12 protein-coding genes are annotated in these 21,659 nt (G+C 71.0%); 3 read left to right on the plus strand and 9 right to left on the minus strand.

From position 1 onward, the window contains the following. Positions 1–124 precede the first annotated feature (124 nt). A complete protein-coding gene (locus AC5P09_RS20160) occupies positions 125–1,138 on the minus strand; it encodes a PucR family transcriptional regulator (protein WP_493875329.1) in 1,014 nt (337 codons plus the stop codon). Between the two features lie 328 nt (positions 1,139–1,466). On the opposite strand from AC5P09_RS20160, the gene AC5P09_RS20165 reads away from it, so the two are divergent. Next, on the plus strand, positions 1,467–2,048 hold the full coding sequence (locus tag AC5P09_RS20165) for an Rv1733c family protein (RefSeq protein WP_493875216.1): 582 nt from the start codon (positions 1,467–1,469) through the stop codon (positions 2,046–2,048). A 59-nt stretch (positions 2,049–2,107) separates the two neighbouring features. Here the strand turns inward: AC5P09_RS20165 and AC5P09_RS20170 are convergent, their stop codons facing one another. The 3 genes from AC5P09_RS20170 to AC5P09_RS20180 all read right to left on the minus strand — a co-directional run bounded on the left by AC5P09_RS20170 (position 2,108) and on the right by AC5P09_RS20180 (position 4,860). Next, positions 2,108–3,556 carry a flotillin family protein gene (locus tag AC5P09_RS20170; RefSeq protein WP_493875217.1) on the minus strand — a complete coding sequence of 483 codons (1,449 nt, stop codon included), beginning with the start codon at positions 3,554–3,556 and terminating at the stop codon, positions 2,108–2,110. Positions 3,557–3,695: 139 nt separating this feature from the next. After that, positions 3,696–4,181, minus strand: a complete 486-nt coding sequence (locus tag AC5P09_RS20175) for an NfeD C-terminal domain-containing protein (protein WP_493875218.1) — start codon at positions 4,179–4,181, stop codon at positions 3,696–3,698. Between the two features lie 124 nt (positions 4,182–4,305). Then, positions 4,306–4,860 carry a TerD family protein gene (locus AC5P09_RS20180; RefSeq protein WP_493875219.1) on the minus strand — a complete coding sequence of 185 codons (555 nt, stop codon included), beginning with the start codon at positions 4,858–4,860 and terminating at the stop codon, positions 4,306–4,308. Positions 4,861–5,057: 197 nt separating this feature from the next. On the opposite strand from AC5P09_RS20180, the gene AC5P09_RS20185 reads away from it, so the two are divergent. Further along, a complete protein-coding gene (locus AC5P09_RS20185) occupies positions 5,058–5,714 on the plus strand; it encodes an isochorismatase family protein (protein ID WP_493875220.1) in 657 nt (218 codons plus the stop codon). A 68-nt stretch (positions 5,715–5,782) separates the two neighbouring features. On the opposite strand, the gene AC5P09_RS20190 is transcribed toward AC5P09_RS20185, so the two are convergent. From AC5P09_RS20190 to AC5P09_RS20200, 3 genes are read right to left on the minus strand one after another with little or no spacing between them, the layout of a single operon-like run. After that, entirely contained in the window at positions 5,783–6,007 is a 225-nt protein-coding gene (locus AC5P09_RS20190; RefSeq protein WP_493875221.1) for a hypothetical protein, read from the minus strand. Continuing rightward, the gene (locus tag AC5P09_RS20195) at positions 6,004–7,581 is read right to left on the minus strand and encodes an amidohydrolase (protein ID WP_493875222.1); all 1,578 of its coding nucleotides are present in this window, start codon (positions 7,579–7,581) and stop codon (positions 6,004–6,006) included. Before AC5P09_RS20195 ends, AC5P09_RS20190 begins: the two co-directional genes overlap by 4 nt. Before the next feature lie 6 nt (positions 7,582–7,587). Continuing rightward, a complete protein-coding gene (locus tag AC5P09_RS20200) occupies positions 7,588–7,800 on the minus strand; it encodes an MbtH family protein (RefSeq protein ID WP_307678831.1) in 213 nt (70 codons plus the stop codon). 87 nt (positions 7,801–7,887) lie between these two features. On the opposite strand from AC5P09_RS20200, the gene AC5P09_RS20205 reads away from it, so the two are divergent. Further along, on the plus strand, positions 7,888–8,988 hold the full coding sequence (locus tag AC5P09_RS20205) for an alpha/beta hydrolase-fold protein (protein ID WP_493875223.1): 1,101 nt from the start codon (positions 7,888–7,890) through the stop codon (positions 8,986–8,988). Between the two features lie 29 nt (positions 8,989–9,017). Here AC5P09_RS20205 and AC5P09_RS20210 read toward each other — a convergent pair whose 3' ends face one another. Both AC5P09_RS20210 and AC5P09_RS20215 read right to left on the minus strand, forming a co-directional pair. After that, positions 9,018–10,721 (minus strand): ABC transporter ATP-binding protein, encoded by a 1,704-nt coding sequence (locus AC5P09_RS20210; RefSeq protein ID WP_493875224.1) that lies wholly within the window; start codon positions 10,719–10,721, stop codon positions 9,018–9,020. Then, positions 10,708–21,651: a non-ribosomal peptide synthetase gene (locus AC5P09_RS20215; RefSeq protein WP_493875225.1), complete on the minus strand. Its 10,944-nt coding sequence runs from the start codon at positions 21,649–21,651 to the stop codon at positions 10,708–10,710. The genes AC5P09_RS20210 and AC5P09_RS20215 overlap by 14 nt, the downstream gene beginning before the upstream one ends. Positions 21,652–21,659: the final 8 nt, after the last annotated feature.

A 21,659-nucleotide genomic window follows, 5' to 3' on the forward strand; every position in this document is an offset into this window, starting at 1 on the left:
CTCGTACGGGGTGGTCTCCTTTGCGTCGACCATCGCCCTCGGCTACGTGTGGCTGCGCTGCTTCGCGCTCGGTGACGATCACGGCCCGCTGCGTGTGTCTCACCGGCTGTCCGGTCGTCGGTCCTCACACGTCGTTGTCCGGCCAGCCCAGCAGTCTGGCGCCGATCACCGCGGTCTGAAGCGTGTAGCGGTGAACCGGGTCGGCCGGATCGGCGCCGGTCAGTTTGTGGATGCGCTCCAGCCGGTAGGTGAAGGCGCGCACGCTCAGGTTCAGGCGGCGTGCCGCCTCCGCGGCGACGCAGCCCGAGTCGAAGTAGGCGGTCAGCGTCTCGACTAGCGGGCGGGCTCCGCCGCGCGCGGTCCGGAGCGGGCCGAGGGTGTTGACGACGAGGTCGGCCATGGCCTGCCGGTCGCGGGTCAGAACGGGGTAGACAAGGAGGTCCGCGGCGCGCAGCACCGGCTCGTCGAGGTGCAGCCGGTCGGCCAGGTCCAGGGCGTTGAGGGCCTCTTCGTAGGAGTGGACGACTCCCCCGGCGCCCGGGTGGGGGCGCCCAATGGCGACCTGACCACCGTCGGTGGCCGCGTGCGCCTGTTCGGCGAAGAACACCAGCACGTCGTCCTGGTCGCCGGGTGCGATACAGACCAGCCGCCCGTCCTTCGTGGTGAGCAGGATGCTTCGCTCGCCGAACCGGCCGATCACGGCACTCTCCACCTGCCGGGTGGCCGGGTGGATGTCCTCGACCGGCTGGCTGCCCTGAGCGACGGCCACCGCATGGGCGCGTGACAGGAGCAGCCCGAAGCGTACGGCTCGTTCGGCCAGGCGGCCCAGGTCACTGCGGCCGTAGAGCAAGTCGTCGATGAACTCGCGGCGTACGGCTTCCTCCTGCCGCACGGCGAGCTTCTGCGCGCGTTCGTGCCCTTCGGCGAAGGCGTCGATCGCCTGCTCCACGGCGGCGAGCAGGCGATCGCCTTCGGCCGACGACAAGGTGGGCCGGCTCTCGCGCGTCACGGACAGATGCCGACGGACCAGGGCCCGCAGCCCGAGGCCGGCCTCGGCGGCACGTTCTCCCCTGGTCCTCAGGGCCTCCAGTTCGTCCCGGGTGAGGCGGCGGCCGGTCGCACACACCTCGGCCAGCATCTGGGCATACCCCTCCAGATACTCGTCGGGGATCTCCCGCCCTGCCACCCGTCCTCCTGTGTCCTCGACTGTGTCCTCGGCGTACTGCCGGCGCGTCCTCACGCACGAGGGACAAGAGTGGCAGACGGCAGCAGCCGTGGGTACGCGGACCACTGATCGCGAATCCGGCCGCCCGGACGCGGCCGGGCGAAAGGAACTGCCATGATCTTCGCCTGGTGGGCCGCTCCTTACGCCTTCGGCCAGGACATTGACGCGAAACTTACGCGGCGCGTTCCCCCGGGAGCACACTGGTGGTGTGCTGTCGGTGCTCACAAGGGGGTGTCGGCCGATGGCTGCGTCACGGTGTGCGCGCGTGCGGTTGTGGCGGTGGCGGCGCAGCCCGCTTCGGCGGCGCAGCGACGTCATCGAGGGCTGGGTGGTACTCGCGGGGTGGCTGTTCGCCCTGGTGGGTGGGCTGCTCGTCGGCCAGGTGACGGCGGACGCGGTGGAGCGGTCCGCAGAACGGCAGCGGGCCGAGAGCCGCGAGGTCTCGGCCGTCCTCGTCGAGGACGCGGACGACCAGGCGCCCGCGCGGGTGGGGAGCGACTACCGGGTGCGGGCCATGGTGCGCTGGACCGCGCCGGACGGCTCGACACACACGGACGAGGCGCGGGTGCCTGCCAAGACCCGGGCCGGAACGACGGTTGCCGTGTGGACGGACCGGAACGGCAAGATCACGGACAAGCCCCTGGACCACGGGGAGATCCGGCTGCATGCGGTCTCGGGAGGCGTCCTGGCGGCGCTGAGCGCGGGCGGGGCGGTCCTGGGCACGGTCTGGGTGGTGCGCCTGGGGCTCGAGCGAGGGCGTATGGCGCAGTGGGCCGCGGAGTGGGAGCGGATCGACACACGGCGGGGCTGGAAGACGGGCTGATTGTACGAGCCCGGACGGCTCAAGGGCCGCCCGGGCTCGCTGTGCCTGCACTGCCGACGTCAGCCGGTGACGTCGATCTTCCCGTTGGCTTCGGCGGGCGTCGTGGTCGGGGACATGGTCGCGGGCTGCGAGCCGCTGCCCCGCCCCTGGGTGATGTTCTTCAGCAGTTCGGCGAGGTCGACTCCGGTGGTGGAGCCGAGGAGTTCGACCCCCTGGGCGACGTTGTCGGCGACGGTCCGCGACAGCCGGCTCGCGCCGTCCGTCGAGATCACCGTCATCTTGTCGATGGCGCTGAGCGGCTCGGCCGCCTTGGCGACGACCTGTGGCAGCACCTCGACGAGCATCTGCAGCACGGCCGCGTCGCCGTACCGCGCGAAGGCGTCGGCCTTCTTCTGCATCGCCTCGGCCTCGGCGGCACCCTTGGCGCCGATCGCCGCCGCCTCGGCCTCGCCCTCGATGCGTACCGCGTCGGCGAGTGCGGCGCGGTGTGCCTTCTCGCCCTCACCGGTCAGCCGGGACCTCTGGGCGTCCGCCTCGGCCTGCTTGACCAGGGCGATCCGGCGGGCCTCGGCCTCCTGTTCGGCCTGGTAGCGGGCGGCGTCGGCGGGCTTGCGGACCTGGGTGTCCAACTCACGGTCGGTCAGCGCGGCCTGCCGCTCGGCGACCTTCTCCTGCTCGCTCAGGACCTCCTGGCTGCGCGCGGCCTCGGCGAGCGGACCCGCGGCGGCGGCGCGCGCGGCGGCCTCGTCGGTCTCGGCCTTGATCTCGGCCTGCTTCAGTGCGAACGTCCGCTGTGCGACGGCGATTTCCTCCTCGGCCTTCAGCCGTGCCTGCTCGGCGGCGCGCCGGGCCACCGCCTCGGCGATGTCGGCCTCCTGCTTGGCGCGAGCGGCCTCCGGCCTGCCGAGGTCCTCCAGGTAGGAGCCCTCGGTGGAGATGTCCTGGATCTGGAAGGCGTCCAGCACCAGGCCCTGTCCGGACAGGCTGGCCTCGGCCTCCTCGGCGACCTGGCCCGCGAACGCGGCCCGGTCGCGGATGATGTCCTCCACCGACATCCGGCCGACGATGGCACGCAGCGCACCCGAGAGCACTTCCTGCGTGAAGCCGACGATGCCGTCCTGCTGCATCAGGAACCGCTGGGCAGCGGCGCGGATGGAGTCCTCACTGCCGCCGACCTTGACGATGGCGACGCCTTCGAGGTGGGCCTTGACCCCGCGCAACGTGACGGCGCCGCGCACGGCGACCGGGATGTGCCGCGAGGAGAGGTCGAGGGTGAACTTCTGCTGCACGAACGGCACGACGAAGACACCGCCGCCGACCACGACCTTCTGTCCGCTGTTGTCGGTGAAGACCCGGCCGGTCTCCGGATCGGTCGCCTTCTTGCCGCGCCGCCCGGTGACGATGAACGCCTCACTGGGGCCGGCGACCTTGTAGCGGGTGATGACGACGAGCGCCAACAGGACGAGGAGTACGACGACTCCTACCACTGCGATGACGACTGAACTCATGGTGGTTCCCCCTCAGCCCTCCCAGGGGACGGCAGATCGATACGGGTCCTGCGAAAACAGGAAAGAGCAGGAAAGAGATGGAGTGCCTCTGAACGGCACCCAGGTGAACGGCACTCCGGACGAGCCGGCTCTCGGCCCGTCAGCGTTCGACGCGGCGTACGGCAACCGCCGACTGTGACAGCGCGGCTTCCACCCAGATCTCGGCGCCGCGCGCCACGGGGACCGCGCTCTTGGCCGCGAGCTTCACCGGCTGCCCGGCCAGGTGCACCAGCACCTCGCCGTAGCCGTCGGCCGGGATGGCGGTCACCACGGAGCCCGCCACACCGATCATGTCGTCGCCGCGCGGAGCGGCACCGGACGCATCGTTCATCAGCGCGCGGCTCAGGCGATACGCGAGCCAGCCCGTGACGACCCCGGCAGGCACGCCGATCGCGGTGGCGCCGACCGCGCCCAGCCCCGTGGTGCCCATGACGATCGCACCCGAGAAACCGAGCATGGAGACGAATCCGGCGACGACCGGGAGCGACAGCAGCCCGTCGAAGAGGCCTTCCAGGACTCCGTCGAAGACGAGGGACAGGGCGAGGAGCACGATCCCTGCGATGCCGAGACCCAGAAACCAGGTCATCCGCGCTCACCGCCTTCCATCGCTGCCACCCGCTGATGAAGGCATGCTCACATGCGGGAGTCCCCCATTACATTGCCTGCTTCCGGCAATCTTTACGCGACTTTGATGCCGTGCTCTCCACCGGTCAGGGGTGCCGAACGCTCCCCATTTCGGCGCTGAAAGCTACGGGGTCGCAGTCGAAGCCCCGGATCCTCTCGTGGAACTCCCATCCGCCGGAGGAATCCCTGGCGAATTCCGCAACCGTCGCAGCGGTGGATCCGGCGACCCGCGTGAAGTCGTGGTTCAGCAGCTCCCTGTACGCCTGGACGACGACGACACCCGTGCTCGTCAGGTCGCCGAAGGTCTTGTGACCGCCGATCTGATGGATGGCCACCCCTACGACCACGCGCGCGAACGAGGGTGCCAACCGGTCGAGTTCCAGCACCATCACCTCGACGAATCCGAAACCCTGGCCGGTCTCGCTGTGCCGGCTCATGTTGATGGTGCCGTCCGGCGAGCGGCTTTCGGTGTGCACCACGTATGCCGGCCGCCCGTAAGGGTCGTCGACGGAGTAGGTCGCGGCCATGATGTCGAGATGGTGAGGTGGCTGGTCCCAGGAACTGGGATCCCAGCGGAGCCTTACTTCGACCTTCTCGAGCCCTTTGCCGACGCTGCTCACCGAACGCTGCCTCTCCCGCATGGTGCCACCACTGGACGATCCTGCCTGGTCAAGTATGGCTCCTTGACGCCCCGTTGATGCCGACCGAGAGCACCTGATCGAGTAAAGCGGGGCGATGAGACGTCGACAAAGTCCCCACCCGTAACTTAGGTTAGGCTAAGCTAATACGCCTTGGAGGCTCTGTTTCGCGGGCGCGTCACGCAGGAGGGGAATCGCCCATGGGCTTGCCGGCCATCGACTCGTATCCCATGCCGGACAGCTCCGTTCTCCCTCGGCCGCACGTCTCCTGGAGGATCGATCCGGCGCGTTGCGCGCTCCTGGTCCACGGCATGCAGAACCATTTCGTCGGCGCGTTTCCGGCCGGGCGTTCTCCCGTGGTGGAACTCGTCGACAACATCGTCGCGCTCCGGGAGCTCGCCGGAGCTCTGGGCATGCCGGTCGTCTTCAGCGCGGAGTCGACCGGACAACGGCCGGGCCGACGTGGTCTCATGGCCGACGTCTGGGGTTCTGGTATCGGCCAGGAGCCGGATGCCGCCGCGATCATAGAGCCTCTCGTACCGCGCCCCGGCGAGCATCTCTTGAGCAATGTGCGCCACAACGCCTTCCTGCGCAGCCATCTCGGCCGACTGCTGCGCTCGGAGGGCCGCGACCAGCTGATCGTGTGCGGGGTGTACGCGCACCGCGGCGTCCTTCTGACGGCGGCGGACGCCTTCATGAACGACATCCAGCCCTTCATCGTCGCCGACGCCGTGGCCGACCTCTCCGCCGAGGAACACTCCATGGCGCTTCGGTGGGCGGCGCGCAGTGGCGTGGTCTGCTCGACGGCCGCCCTGCTGCGCGATCTGCTCCTGCACCGCGGGCGCCGGAACACGTGACCGGGCCGGACACCACGCACTCCCGAGCGCCCGGCAGTCGCTCGGCCTCGAGGATCGCCGGGTCGCGCCTACGCGCACGGGCCGCCCGGATACTCGTCGGTCTCCGGTACGCCCGCCTCCCGCATCCTGCGCAGAACCTCGGGCTGGACCGTCTCGTCGCCCCCGTCGACAGGGCAGTTGATGTCCCTGTCGAAGACCAGGGTCTCCCCGGCCGTGTTCCAGATCACCCAGCGGTGCCCGTCGCCCTCCCAGAGATGGGCGTAGCTCTCGACTGGTGCCGTCTTCCCGCTCATGATGCCGCCTTCCCGGTGTCACGGCCGTCGACGTATGTCGCCACGACCTCGATGTCTCCGATGCGCGACGTGTCGACGCGCCGGGGGTCGTCGCCGAGCACGACCAGGTCGGCGAGCTTGCCCGGGGTGAGGCTTCCCACGCGGTCCTCCCAGTGGCAGGCGAAGGCGCCGGCGACCGTGTAGGCGTGCAGGGCCTCGTCGACGGTGATGCCCTCGTCCGGTCCGATCACCCGGCCGGACTCGGAGGCGCGCTCGACCATGAACTGGACGGCCCGCAGCGGGGATCCGTCGGTGACGGGGCGGTCGGAGCTGCCGACGAGGGTGATGCCGTGGTCCAGGAACGCCCTGCCGCGGTAGAGCCACGGGGCCCGCTCCTCCCCCATGATCGCCGCGTAGTCGTCGCCGAAGTAGCGCAGGAAGTTGGGCTGGACGACGGCGCTGACGCCGAGTCGGGCAAAGCGCGGGAGCTGGTCGGGGCGGATCAGTCCGGCGTGCTCGATGCGATGCCGGGCGCCGGGGCGCGGGCGGAGCCGTTGGGCCCGTTCCAGGGCGTCCAGGGCGACGTCGGCCGCGCGGTCGCCGATCGCGTGGACGGCGAGCTGCCAGCCGGCGAGGTGGCCGGCCACGATCGTGTCCGCGAGCACGTCCGGGTCGTCCTGCAACTGGCCCGCGCTGTCCAGCCCTTCGTACGGGCTGCTGAGCGCGGCGGTCCGGGCCATCATGCCGCCGTCGGTGAAGACCTTCAGCGCGCCCACGCAGAGCCGGTCGTCGCCGAACCCCGTACGCAGGCCGAGGTCGAGTGCCCGGGGAATGCCGTCGTCCGTGTGTGCGGCGACCGGGTGCAGCCGGTCGGCGGACACCATCAGCTGTACCCGCAGCGGCAACAGACCCTTCTCACCGGCGAGTTGGTAGGCGCCCAGCTCGACCGGACTGTGGCCCAGGAGGGTGCCGCCGATGCCTGCCTCGGCGCAGGCGGTGACGCCCTCGGCCAGGCAGGCCCGGGCGGCGCGACCGATCGCCTCGGCCAACTCCTCCTGGGAGTGGGGCAGACGCAGTGCGCGGGCGGCTCCCATGGCGCCCTCGGCGAGGAAGCCGTTGTCGTGCGGGATGTCGGCGGGAAGCAGGTCGAGCACGGCGGAGTTCACGACGCAGCCGTGCCCGGAGTCGTGCAGCACGAACAGCTTGTGCCCGTGGCTGACCTTGTCCAGTTCGGCGGCGGTCAAGTGGCGGCCCAGGGCCCTCTGGTCGTAACCGGCGATGCTCACCCAGGCGCCGGGCGAGCCCTTTCGGGTGACGGCCTCCTCCACGACGGCGAGCACGTCGTCGATCCGCGTGCGGCCCGCGATGCTCGGGGTGTGCTGCTTGAACCCGGTCCAGGCCAAGTGCACATGGGCGTCGATGAAGCCGGGCAGCACGGTGGCGCCCTGCAGGTCGATCACCTCGCGTGCGGGCAGGGAGGTCACGGCCTCGTCCAGACCGACGATCCGGCCCTGCCAGATGCCCAGGTCGTGGGCGACGGGATGGTCGGGGTCCATGGTGAGGAAGCGGGCGTTCGTCAGTCTGGTGGAGAGCATCGGGCGTCAGGCGTCCATGGACTCGGCAAGGGAACGGGGGCGCAGATCGGTCCAGTTGGCCTCGACGAACTCCAGGCAGGCGTCCCGCGTGTTCTCCGCGAAGGCGATCGTCCACCCCCCGGGCACCTCCGCGAAGGACGGCCAGAGCGAGTGCTGGCCCTCGTCGTTCACGAGGACGAGGAAACGGCCGTCGGCGTCGTCGAAGGGGTTGGTGCTCATGCGCGGTGCCTCCTGAGGAATAAGGTTAGGCTCGCCTAATCAACATGAGCTTAGCCTTCTCACTTTCCGCTCCACAAGGAGACGTTCATGAGGTTGGTGGGGGAAGACACCTTCGCCGCGTTCGGACTGCCCGGCGCACCCGGCACCGACGAGTTCTGGGCGTCCGCGAGGACACCCGCGTCGATACCCGACGGCGACGGTTGGGTGACCCTGTTCCTGCGGCGCGGGTCCGACGCGGCGAGCATCACCTTCGAGAGCTGGTCGGATCCGGTACCCCTGCGCCGGTGGGGCGACACGGACTGCTGGTACGCCGAGGTGCGCATGCCCGCGCGGCTGCGGGTGACCTACCAGTTCCTGGCGGGCGACGCGGCGTACGCCGACCTGCTCAACCCGGTCGGTGCGGGCGGTGACCGGTCCATCGCCGCGACCCCGGACGCCCCGGCCCAGCCGCACTGGCCCGTCATCGGCGCCGGCACCGATGTCGTACTGCCCCTCCCGCGCACCCGGATCCGCTGGACCAGTGAACGGCTCGGCGGGCGGCGTACCGTACGAGTCCACCCGGTGGGCGGCGGCGGACCGGTGGTCCTGCTGCTCGACGGGGACGACTGGCTGTACCTGCACCCGGCCATGACCGCGTTCGACTCCGCTGTCGCCAGTGGCGACATGCCCCCGGTCACCCTCGTCTTCCTGCCGGCCAAGGACAGGAAGGCCGAGTTCGGGTGCAGACCCGAACTGTGGGAGGCGGTCCGGGACGAACTGCTGCCGCTGGTGACGGAGTCCGGCGTACCCGCCGACCGGGACCGGCTGGTGGTCGCCGGGCAGAGCCTCGGCGGGCTGAGCGCGCTGTATGCGGCACTGGAGTTCCCGGACCTGGTGTCCCGCGTCGCCTGCCAGTCCGGGTCGTTCTGGTGGACACCCGACGCCCTGGACCTGGCGGATCCCTTGGGCGGCCCGGTCGGCGGCGCCGTCGCCGCGCGCCTGCGGACCCTTGGGCCCGACCTGTCCGGTCTACGGGTCGCGTTCGACGTGGGGGAACACGAGACCCGGATGCTGCCCCACTGCGAGCTGGCCGAGACCCTGACCGAACAGGCCGGTGCGACCGTACGGGTTGCGCGGTCGGCGTCGGACCACGACCGCGCGGGCTGGCGGCACGCCCTGCTCAGGGATGTCGCCTGGGCACTCGCATAAGGAGGGCACTCGCACAAGGACCTGTCAGGTCACCGGGCCACCGCCAGGCAGTAGTCCTCGTCGGTGGCCAGGAGGTTCCGATGGGTGTCCTCGGCCGTGATGACGCCGTCGTCCAGGACGAGGACACGGTCGGCGGCGTCCAGGAGGGCCGGGCTGCTGGCGATCACGATGGTGGTGCGGCCCCGGCGCAGCTCGGCGAGGTTGCGCGCGATGAGCTGTTCGGTGACCGCGTCGACGGCTGTCGTCGGGTCGTGCAGGACAAGGACGTCGGTGTCGGCGGCGAGGGCGCGGGCCAGTGACAGGCGTTGGCGCTGCCCGCCGGACAGGTTCGCGCCGCGGTCGCGGACGGCGTAGTCGAGGCCTTCGCGGTGGAGGGCGACGACGTCGGTCAGCATGGAGGCCTCGACGGCCTCGGGGACCGTCCGGCTGGTGCCCGACGGGTCGATGTTCGTGCGGAGGGTGCCGGCGAAGATCTCCCCGTCGTACGGGTTCACCAGCATGTGCTCGCGGATCGCCTCGACCGACAGGTCCGCGAGCTCCTGCCCGCTGACCCGCACCACTCCCTCGTACGCCTCGGGCGGGACGTTCACGGCCAGGATGGACGCCAGGTCGGCCGCCGCACGCGGCTGATAGACGGCGATGGCCACGAACTCGCCGGCGGACACGTGGAACTTCAGTTCGCGCAGGGACCCGTACCGGATGCCGTCGATCTCGAGGTCTCCGCCCGCGGCCGGACGCTCCGGGCCCGGGGTCGTCACCGGCGGCGCGGCCAGCACCAGCGCCATCCGCTCGGCCGACGCGCGCGCCATCATCACGTACTTGGGCATGTCCGAGAACAGCTTGAGCGGCTCCATGATGAACTGCGCCAGCCCCACGGCCATGACGAGCTCCCCGATGGTGATCCGGCCCTCGAACGCCAGCCAGCCCGCCGTCAGGGTCACGGCGGCGGCGAGGACCGCGTTGAGGGCCAGCGCGGTGCCCGCGTACACGCCGTTCACCCTGGCGACGGTGATTGCCTGGTGCTTCGCCTCCGTGCTGACCTTCCGGTAGGACCGGAACGCCGCGTGGTTGCCGCCGAAGCCGTGCAGCGGGCGCAGGCCGATGATCAGGTCGGCGACCTTCGCGCCGGCCCGCGCCACCCGGGCCTGCTGTTCCTGGGTACTGGCGCCGATCCGCTTGGACATCACGCTCAGGATCGACAGGATCGCGACGGTTCCCACGATCACCAGCAGGCCGAGCCGGATGTCGGCCAGGCCCAGCGCGACGGCCGCGACCAGCACCGCGACCAGAGAGCTGATCAGCAACGGCACCACCTCGATGATGTCGGCGGTCTGGTCGGCGTCCTCGGTGGCGATGGTCAGCACCTCGCCGGACTTGAGGTCGACGTCCCGGGCCACCGGCTGGAGTCCACAGGCCGCGACCCGCACCCGCCAGCGGTGCGCCTCGGTCGTGTTGGCCTTCTGCAGGACGCGCATCCCGAACCGCCACGACAGCGACACAGTCGTGATGATCACGGCCAGCGCGCCGATCGACAGGCCGAGCGAGCCGAGGTTCCGGTCCCCCTTCATCGTGTGCTCGACGATCAGGCCGAGCGCGATGGGGAAGGCGGTCTCCCCCGCCTGGTACAGGCCCATGAGGACGGTGCCCCAGACCATGGCCCCGACGTTGCGGCGCAGTGCGGTCCGGATGATGTCGGCCCCCGGGCGGGGCCGCTGCGTGTCAGGAGTTGTCATCGAGGTGGTCATCGAGGTGGCGGGCAATCGCTTCCGGGGTTCGCAGGGTGAACAGGTCACGGATGGTGATCACTGGACCGTACTCCCGGCGGAGCAGCCCGATCAGCCGCACCGCCAGCATGGAGTGCCCTCCGAGGGACACGAAGTCACTCATCGCGCTCACCTCGTCGTCATCCAGGTCCAGTGCCTCGGCGAAGAACTCGCACACCGTGGTCTCGGTCTCGGTCTCGGGGCCGCGCTCCTCCGCCGTGGTCAGCGCGCCCAACGGCTTGGCCTCCGGCAACGCCTTGGTGTCAGCCTTCCCGTTCACCGTCAGCGGGATGCTGTCGACCTGGGCGTAGTGCGTCGGACGCAGGAAGTCCGGCAGCCCGGCGCCCACTTCGGCGGCGACCGCCGCCAGGTCGGCGGAGCCGTCGAGCACGAGGTAGGCGGCCAGCCGGTACGCCCCGTCGACCTGTGGGTCGGGCTGGGCGACCGCGGCGACGAACCGCACCGCCGGGTGCGCCGCGAACACGGCCTCGACCTCGCCGAGTTCGACCCGGTGCCCGCGGATCTTGACCTGCTGGTCAGTGCGGCCCAGGTACATCAGGTTCCCGTCGGGCCGCCGGATCACCAGGTCCCCGGTGCGGTACATGCGCTCGCCGGGTGCGCCGAACGGGCAGGCGACGAAGCGGTGCGCGGTCTGGGCGGGCTGCCCGAGGTAGCCGCGCGCGATGCCGATGCCCGACACGTACAGCTCCCCGGGAACCCCGTCCGGCAGAGGCCTCAGCCACGGATCCAGTACATACACATCCGTGTTGTCGATCGCCACCCCCACCACCGGGTCCTGGCATTCGAAGGTGCCGACGCCGAGGGTGTTGATGGTGTACTCGGTGGGTCCGTACAGGTTGTAGCCGACCGTCCCCTCGGTCTCGGCGAGCCGCTGCCAGAGCGTCGGGGTGACGGCCTCGCCGCCCAGCAGCACCAGCGCAGGGCGCCGTGCCGGGTTGTCCAACAGCCCCTCGGCGACCAGCTGTTGCGCGTAGGTCGGGGTCACGTTGATGACGTCGATCCCGTGCTCCAGGCAGTACTCGACCAACCGGGGCGCGTCACGCCGCAGTTCCTCGTCGCAGATGTGCACCTCGTGGCCGTCGGCGAGCCACAGCAGCTCCTCCCACGACATGTCGAACGCGAACGACACGGTGTGCGCGATCCGGAAGACCCGGTGCTCGTGCTCCGCCAACACCGGCTCGAAGATCCGGCGTTGATGGTTGATCAGCATGTTGGTGAGCCCGGCGTACTCGGTCACCACGCCCTTGGGCTTGCCGGTCGAGCCGGAGGTGTAGATCGTGTACGCGGGGTGCCGCAGGCGGTCCGGGTCGTCCGGCGCGAACGTCACGAACGGCTCGGCAACGGGCAGGGGGCGGTCCAACTCGATCAGGTCGGTCAGGCTGCCGGCCAGCCGGGGCGAGACGGCGCTCACGGTGAGGACGACCTCCGGGTGGGCGTCCGCGACGATCGCGGCGATCCGCTCGTCCGGGTGGTCCAGCTCCAGCGGCACGTACGCGGCGCCGACGCGCAGCACGGCGAACAGCGCCACGATCGAGTCGAGGGAGCGGGGGATCGCGAGGCCCACGGTCGTCTCGGGGCCGATGCCACGCCCGGCGAGCACACCCGCCACCGCACGACTGCGGTCCCGGAGTTGGGCGAAGGTCATGGTCGAGCCCTGGGCGACGAGCGCCACCCGCTGCGGGTCGCGGTCCGCCGCCTGGTCGAACCGGTCGACGACGGTGTCCGTGCCGACGTCCGTCCGCGCCTCCTGGGAGGGCTGCGCCCCCGCCCCCCGCAACGCACCGACCGGCCCGCTCGACCTGGCGAGGTCTTCGAGTACGCGCAGATAGTCGTCGAGGAGACGACGGGCACCCGCGGTGTCGTCGTCGCGGTACTCCAGCTTCACCGTGAGCCGGTCGCCGGGCGTGACAACCCAGGTGAACGGATAGTGGGTGGAGTCATCGGCCTTCACCGAGGTGATGCCGTGCCTGGCGTTCATCTCGGCGAAGGCGTCCATGTCCAGGAAGTTCTGGAGCACGAACAGGTTGTCGAACAGGGTGTCGTGACCGGTGGCCCGCTGGATCTCGCCGAGCCCCAGGTGCTCGTGCTCCATCGCCTCGACCCTGGCCGCCTGTACGGCCGTCAGGTACGCGCGGACCGTGTCGTCCGGCCGTGCCCGCGTCCACATGGGCACGGTGTTGAGCAGCACGCCGACGATGTCGCCCAGTCCCTCGCCCTCCCGGCCGGAGACGGTCACGCCGAACACGGCGTCGCTGCGGCCCGTGTGTGCGCCGAGCAGGAGGCCGAACGCGCCGGTCAGTACGGAGTTCAGGGTGACACCGTGCGCCTTGGCCGCTTCCCGCAGCAGGTCCGACTGTTCGGCTGAGAGGGCGTGCACGAGCGCGCGCGGCAGGTCGTCCGGAAGGGACGGCGCCGGTCCGGCGAGCAGCGTCGGGCCTGGGAGGCCGGCCAAGTGGTCCGCCCAGAAGCGTTCCGATACGGCTGCGTTCTTGGCGTTCTTGGCGTCGAGCGCCCTGGCGTAGTCCTCGAAACTCGGCGTGGCCGGGGCCGGGGCGGGCAACTCGCCCGCGAGAACGGCCTGGTAGGCGTCGAACAGGTCCCGCAGCACGATCTCGCGGGACCAGCCGTCCCACAGCAGCAGGTGGTAGCTCAGCAGCAGACCGTCGCGGTCGTCGGGCAGCCGCACCACGGTCAGCCGGATCAGCGGCGGCTCACCCGGGTCGAACCCGGTGTCGCGGTCCCGGGCGCGCAGGGCTTCGACCTCCGCCTCCGTCGCCAACTCGACCGTGCGGACGGCGACGTGCCGCCCCGCGCTGAGGACCTGAACCGGGTTTCCGTCGTCGTCGGTGGTGAAGCCGGCCCCCACGACCGGGTGCCGCGCGATCACGTACGCCATCGCCTCGGCCAGCGCGTCGGTGTCCAGGCGCCGGTCGAAGGTGAACCAGCTCTGCGCGACATAGTGTCCGGCCGTGCCCGCCATCTGGGCCTGGAAGAACAGGCCCCGCTGGAGCGGGGTGACCGGTGCCGTGCGCTCGGCCGTCGCGGAGGCGTCCGCGATGTGCTCCAGTGCGCTGCGCCAGTGCTCGGTGATCTCGTCTGGGATGCCCTCGGCGAGGGTGAAGGCCGCGTGCAGGCTTCCGGTGGCCGCGTCGGTCCACGCGTTGACCTCGACGGCGTAAGGGCTGCCCTGATCGCCGCCCGCGATGTGCAGCGCCTGGGACTCGCTGCCCCGGCCGAGGTAGTTGAACAGCACCTGCGGGCGGGCGTTCAGCAGCGGGGCCGTCTGCGGATTGAGATACCTGAGCCGGCCGTAGGCGACGTGCCCGCACTCGTCCGGCTGGCGTTCGGCGACCTCGCGCGCCGCCGCGACGGGGTCGGTGTGCGCGGTGAGCCGCACGGGCGCGATGGAGGTGAACCAGCCGACCGTACGGGTGTAGTCGTGGTCTTCGAGGACCGGGACCCGGCCGTGCCGCTCCAGCTCGATGGCGAGATCGCTGGGCGAGGGCTGGATGTGGGTCAGCGCGGTGCGCAGCGCGCCGCACAGCAGCTCGGTGAGACCGACGCCGAATGCGGCGGGCGCGGTACGCGTCACGCGGTCGCTCGCTTCGGGGGCGAGTACGACGGTGGTCTCGCGCAGCCCCTCGACCGAGGGGAGCAGCGCGGGCGCCTGGAGCGTGGTGACCCAGTGCCCGAGATCGTCGATGGCCTCCGCGGACCGGAGCGTCAGCGCTTCGGCGTACTCGGCGTACGACGTCGTCGGCGGCGCCAGGGTCTCCCCGCGCAGTGCGGCGGCCAGGTCGTCCAGCAGGACCAGCCAGGACACCGAGTCGACGGCGAGGTGGTGCACGGTGACCACCAGGGTCCGGCTCGCTTCCAGCCACGAGAACGCGATGACGTCCCCGGACTCGGGGTCGAGGCGCCCGGCGGCCTCGTTCGCCGCCGTTGCCGCATCGGTCGTCTCCGGTCGTACGACGGTGACCTCGCGGGCGGGTTCGGTGCGCAGTGCCCACACCCCGTGCTCGACGCGCAGCCGCAACCGGAGGGCCGGGTGCGCGGCCACGACGGTGTTCGCGGCGCGTTCCACGTCGGCGAAGCCGGTGCCCTCGGGGACCACCAGCGTCCTGGCCTGGGCGAACCGGGCGAGCGATCCGCCCAGTTCACGCTGGCGCAGGATGATCGGCGTCGGAGGCAGCGGGCCGTCCTCGCGGCGGGCGACGGCGGACGTGGAGGCCTGCGGTGTGCTCGTTCCGAGGTGCTCGGCGAGCGCGCGCGGTGTCCTGAGCAGGAACACGTCCCGTGGCGCGATGGGCAGGCCGAGCGCCCTGGCCCGGTTGATCACCATGATGGCGACGATGCTGTCGCCTCCGGCGCGGAAGAAGTCGGTGTCGGCGTCCACGGCGGTGCCGGGCAGTGTGTCGGCGAAGATGTCGATCAGTGTGGCGAGCACGGAGTCGGTCGCGGCCACCGGGGCGTCGTCCTGTGCGGCCCGCTCGATCAGGGCCTTCCGGTCCAGCTTGCCGTTGACCGTCAGCGGCAGGGCGTCGACCCGCAGCACCCGGCCCGGCACCATGTGTACGGGCAACTTCGTGGACAGCGACTCGACGAAGTCACCAGGCACCCCGCCCACGACGTGCGCGACGAGGTGGTCGCCGCTGTCCGCGACGGTGACGGCCACGTCGACCACACCGTCGAGTTCCCTGATCGCGGCCTCCACCTCGCCCAACTCGATCCGGAATCCCTTGAGTTGGACCTGGTCGTCGGCACGCCCCACGAACTCCAGCTCGCCGTCGAGCGTGCGGCGGGCGAGGTCGCCCGTGTGGTACATGCGGGAGCCGTCGCCCGCGAACGGGTTCGCCACGAACCGTCCCGCGGTGAGCCCCGGCCTGCCCAGGTAGCCGAGCGACACCTGGTCGCCGGCGACGTAGATGGCACCCACCCGGCCCGGTGGCACCGGCCGGAGCCGGTCGTCGAGCAGGTAGGTGGCCAGGCCGGGTATGGGACCGCCGATCGGACTGACGTCGTCGCCGAGGTCGAAGTCCTGGTCGGTCAGCACCCGGTGGGTGACGTGGACGGTGGTCTCGGTGATGCCGTACATGTTGACCAGCTCGGGCGAACCGGTGCCGTGCCGCTCGACCCAGCCGCGCAGCCGCCCGAGATCCAGCGCCTCGCCTCCGAAGATGATGCGGCGCAGTGACGTGACGGGCTCGTCGGCATGCCGGTCGGCCTCGATGAACTGGTAGAACGCCGACGGTGTCTGGTTGAGTACGGTCACTCCGCGCTCGCGGACCAGCCGGTGGAAGTCGACCGGGGAGCGGGTCAGCCCGTACTCCGGCACCAGCAGCTCACCGCCGTGCGCCAGGGCGCCCCACAGCTCCCAGACCGCGAAGTCGAAGGAGAAGGAGTGGAACTGGACCCACACGTCGTGCGGGCCGAAGTCCATGTCGGGCCGGGTGTTCGCGAGCAGGGTCACCACGCTGGAGTGCGGGACGACGACGCCCTTGGGCCGGCCGGTCGATCCGGAGGTGTAGATCACGTACGCGGGGTCGTGCCAACTGACCTCGGGCTCCGGGGCATCGGTGGCGGCCGGCGGCAGCTCGTCTCCCTGCACGAGCACCCGCGCCGACACGCCCGCCCGGGCCAGCAGTTCCGTGAAGCGGTCCCGCTGCTCACGGTCCACGAGGACGACCTGCGGGGCGGCGTCGGCGAGGATGTACTCCAGCCGTTCGTCCGGGTACGCCAGGTCCAGCGGTACATACGCGCCGCCCGCGGAGACGATCGCGACCAGGGCGACGACCTGCTCGATGGAGCGCGGGACGGCGACGGCGACCCGCTTGCCCGGCCCGATACCGGCCGCGCGCAGGGCCGACGCCAACTCGTTCTTCGCGTGGGCCAGTTCGCCGTACGTCAGTGACCGGGTACCGCCGTCGAGGGCGCACTGCGTGACGGCGGTGGCGGCCGGGTCGCGGTGCGCGGCGGCGTCGAACAGTCCGCCCAAGGTCGTCGGTGTGATCCGCGCGGGACGCCGCTCGCCCTCCGGCGCCAGGTCGTCGACCAGGGCATCCGGCCGGGTGAGCAGGCCGGTGAGGGTCCGGGTGAACGTACGCAGGATCGCCTCGGCACTCGCCTCCCGCAGCAGCTCGCCGTCGTAGATCAGGTTGAAGCGCGGACGCCCGTCGAGCGCGCGCTCCACGACCAGCGTCAACGGGTAGTGCGGAGCACCCTCGTTCACGATGTCGGTGATGACCAGCTCATGGTCGGGTCCCCGCAGACCCTCCACATCGGTCGCCACGTCGAACACCACCAGGGTGTCGAACAGGGAGCCGGCGCCGGCCTGGCGGCCGATCCTCGCCAACGAGACGTGCTGGTGCGGCAGCACCGCGCTCTGGTGTTCCCGCACGGAGGCGAGCAGGTCACGGGACGTGGTGGTGCCGGCCCACCGAGCGCGCACGGGGATCGTGTTGATGAACAGACCCACCATGTTCTCGATGCCGGGGACGTCAGCGTCGCGCCCGGACACGGTGGAGCCGAACATCACGTCCCCGCCGTTCCCGCCGTGCAGGATGCCGCCCAGCGTCACCGCCCAGGCGCTGTGCACGGCCACGCTCAGCGGCACGCCGGCCGTCCGGGCGGCCGCGTCGATGTCGTCCTCCGGCTCCACGGCGGTGTCGTCGAACCGGTCGGACGGAGTGTGCCCCTCGGCGACCAGCGAGGGGCCGGGCAGCTCGGCGAGTTGCTCGCGCCATACGCGGTCGCTCTCGTCGTCGTCGCGTTCGGCGAGCCAGCGCACGTAGTCGGGGAAGCCGCCGAGCGGGTACAGGGTGCCCGGCGCGTGGTACTCGGCCAGCAGCGCGCGGAGCATCGGCGGCACCGACCAGCCGTCGGCGATGATGTGGTGCACGGTCTGCACCAGGACGTTGCGGACGCTGCGGCCGGAGCCCGCGCGGATGAGCGTGTACCGCATCAGCGGGCCGGTGGCCAGGTCGAACCCGGCGCGGCGGTCCCGCTCGGCGTGCTCGCGTATCTCGTCGTCGGTGATGCCGGGGCGGTCCAGCGTGGTGAAGGGCGCTTCCACGCCGCTCTCCAGGACGGAGACCACACGGCCGTCGGCGAGGGCCACGAACCGCGCGGCCAGGTTCGGGTACAGCGTGAGCAACCGGGTGGCCGCCGCCGCGAGCCGGCCGGCGTCCACCTCGCCGTCGAGCGTGAGCAGTTGCTGCTCGACGTAGGCGCCCGCCGAGTCGTCGTCGAAGACCGAGTGGAAGTACAGGCCCTCCTGCAACGGCGTCAACGGCAGGATGTCCCGCAGCGCCGGGCCGTCCAGTGCGTCGACGTCGGCCTGCGTGAGCGGCACCAGGCCGAAGTCGCTGGGAGAGTGGCCGCCCTGGTCGAGCGCGGCCAGGCCGGCCAAGGCCACTCGGAAGTACTCGCCGAGCGTCGCGATGTCCTCGTCGGTGAACATCCCGTCGGGCCAGGAGATGGCCGTGACCAGCTCGAACTCGCCGGTCGATGCGGCGGGTTCGGCGATCGCGTTGAACTCCAGGGCGCGCGGCAGGCGCATCCCCGGGTCGCGCTTCTCGCCCAACTGACCTGTGGTGCCCGCCAGTTGCCAGTCGCCGGAGGCGCCCGCGTCGAAGCGGCCCAGGTAGTTGAACAGCACCTGCGGTGCGGGGGCGTCGAACTCGGTGTGGGTCAGGTAGCGCAGAGCGCCGTAGGAAACGCCGTTGTCCGGCACTTGGGCGAGGCCTTCCTTGACCGCCTTGAGCGCGGCGGCCAGGTACTCGGGCCCGGTGAGGTCCGTCGCCGCGCCGGGGTCGACGGTCACCGGGAACAGCGTGGTGAACCAGCCCACGGTCCGCGACAGTTCCGGCTCGAAGCCGGCACTGCCCGCCACGAACTGTCCTTCGCGGCCGTGGCCTTCGAGTTCGATGTGCGCGAACGTCTGCTCCTGCCCGAGGTCGCGGCGCCACCGGGCGAGGGTGACGGCGAGCGCGGTGAGCAGGACGTCGTTGACGCCGGCGTGGAACTTCGCGGGGATCTCGCCCAGCAGGGCGGACGTGACCTCGGGGCCGACCGCGACGGTCCGCACCCGCTCCCCCGCGACGGTGTCGGCTTCGGACAGCGCGCGCCTGCCCACCGGTTGGTCCGCTCCCGGCAGAGGGCGCCAGTAGTAGGCACTGTCGGCGTCGAACGCGGCCCGCTCCAGCAGCTGCGTCCAGCGCCGGAACGACGTGCCCACCGGGGGCAGTTCGATCAGCGCTCCCGAAGTGAACTGCCGCCACGCCGTGGCCAGGTCCTCCATCAGGACCCGCCAGGACACGCCGTCGATCACCACGTGATGGGCGACCAGGACCAGCTGTCGTGCCTCGCGGCGCCAGACGGCACGCAGCATCACGCCGCCCGCCGGGTCCAGTGCGTCGGTGGCGAGCGCGACGCACTCGTCGAGCGGCCGGTCGCTCTCACTCCATGCCCCTGCGGCCTGGTCCGCCTCCGGGATGTCGAAGCTCCAGCGGTCGCCGCGCACCAGCTTGGCGCGCAGCATGTCGTGCCGTCCGACCACGGCGGCGAGGATCTCGTCGAGGGCCTCGGCGGTCAGGTCCGCCGGGGTGTTCAGCACCACCGACTGCACGAACCCGTCGATGGCGTCCGTGGTCTCGCCGAGCCACTGCACGACGGGCGATCCGATGACGGAGCCGGTCGCGACATCGCCGTGGTCCACCGTGGAGACGTCCTCACGGCTCGCCACCGCCGCCAGCGCCCCCGCCGTGCTGTGGGCGAAGATCTGCCGTGCCGTGACATGGAGACCCGCGTCGCGCAGCGCGCTCAGCAGCGAGATCGCCAGAATGCTGTCTCCGCCGAGCTGGAAGAAGTCCTGGTCGACACCGACCTCGTCCAGCCGCAGCACCGCGGCGACCGCCGCGCACACCGCTCGCTCGTTGTCGGTGGTGGGCGGTATCAGGGAGCCCGTCCCGATCGTGGGCTCCGGCAGCGCGTTCCGGTCGAGCTTGCCGTTCGCGGTGAGCGGGAACTCCTTCAGCACCACGATGTGGGCGGGCACCATGTACTCGACCATGTGCAGGGTGGCCCAGGCCTTGACCTCGTCCGCCCGCAGGTCCTCGTTCCCGGCGGCCGGGATCACGTATCCCACCAAGTAGGTGCCGCCGGCCGCGTTCTTCTTCGCGACGACGCAGGTGTGCCGTACCCCGGGGTGCTCGGCGAGACCGACCTCGACGTCCTCGATCTCCAGCCGCATACCGCGGATCTTGATCTGGTTGTCGGCCCGGCCGAGGAAGTCCAGCGACCCGTCCGGGGCGAACCGTGCGAGGTCGCCGGTCCGGTACAGCCGGGACCCGTCGTCGGCGAAGGGGTTCGCCACGAACCGGGAGGCCGTCAGGCCGGGCGCGTTGACGTACCCGCGCCCGAGGAGGAATCCGCCCACGTACAGCTCGCCGCCGACGCCGACCGGGACCGGGCGCAACTCGTCGTCCAGCACGTACAACTGGGTGTTGGGGTTGGCCTTGCCGATCGACGTCGACAGGCGTTCCGCCGCGCCCCGGTAGATGACGTGCGAGACACCGATCGTCGTCTCGGCCGGGCCGTAGCCGTGGTACATGGGGATGTCGAGCCGCGTACGGAACCGCTCGTAGAGCTCCGGTGTCAGTACCTCGCCGCCGCACCACACGTGCCGCAGGCTGTCCAACTGCCCGGAGTCGCCCGCGATCTCAAGGAGCACGTCCAGCATGGACGACACCAAGTAGGTGAAGGTGACGCGGTTTTCGGCGATCACGCTCAGCAGGTGGTGCGGGTCGCGTTCGCCGCCGGGCCGCAGGACCACCAGTCTGCCGCCGGACACCAGCGGCAGGAAGATCTCGTTGATGGAGATGTCGAAGGACAGCGGTGCCTTGAAGAGCGAGGCGTCGTCGTGGCCGAAGTCCAGGATCTCGTCGACCTGCCAGAGCAGGCGCTCGCTGATCGCTTCGTGGCGGATCATCGCGCCCTTGGGCCGCCCGGTCGAACCGGACGTGAAGATGACGTAGGCCAGGGCCGCGCCGGGGACGGTGATTCCGGTCCCCTCGGTGGGGTGGGAACCGAACCGCCAGTCGCCGAGGTCGACGGCCACGGCTTCCGGTTCACTCGGGTCGTGCTCGCCCGAGTCGTTGAGCTGTACGACGACCCGGGCGTCGTCGATGACGACGGCTCGGCGCGCGGCGGGCCACTGAGGGTCGAGCGGCACGAACGCGCATCCGGCCTGGAGCACGCCGAGCAGCCCGATCACCATGTCGGCGGAGCGGCCCAGGGAGATGCCGACGACCTGTTCGGCGGTGAGCCCGTGTTCGATCAGGTGGTGGGCCAACTGGCTGGACAGCTCGGCTGCCTGACGGTAGGTCAGTGAGCGGTGCTCGTCGATGATGGCGATGGCGTCCGGCCTGGTGCGCGCCTGTTCGCGGAACATCTCCACGATGGTGGGGCGGACCCGGTCGGCCTCGGTGTCGTTCCACTCGGCCAGCGCGTCGAGCCTCGCCGCCACTCCGGACGGGCTGATGGTGCCGATGGGCCGGTCGGGAAAGTCGGCCAGGTCGTCAAGGGCGAGCTGCGCGTCACCCGCCGCAACCCCTTCCGGGACGGCGATGCTCCGGCCGTCCGCGTCGACCTCCCAACCGCCGGGTCCGGTCCCGCCGTTGTCGACCCACCCGAGGACATCGGCGAACAGGGTGCCCGGGGTGAGGTCGATGCCGTCGGGACTCCGGCCCGTCGCCCAGTACGACAGCCCGATGGCACACGCTTCGGCGATGGTCCGGTCGGAATGATCGCCGGTCCGCCGGCGCACGTCGGCCAGGCGTGCGGGAGAAAGCAGTACGTGACGAGCGCTCGGTTCCATCATCGAAGACT

It is taken from the genome of Streptomyces sp. a15 (assembly GCF_059026085.1).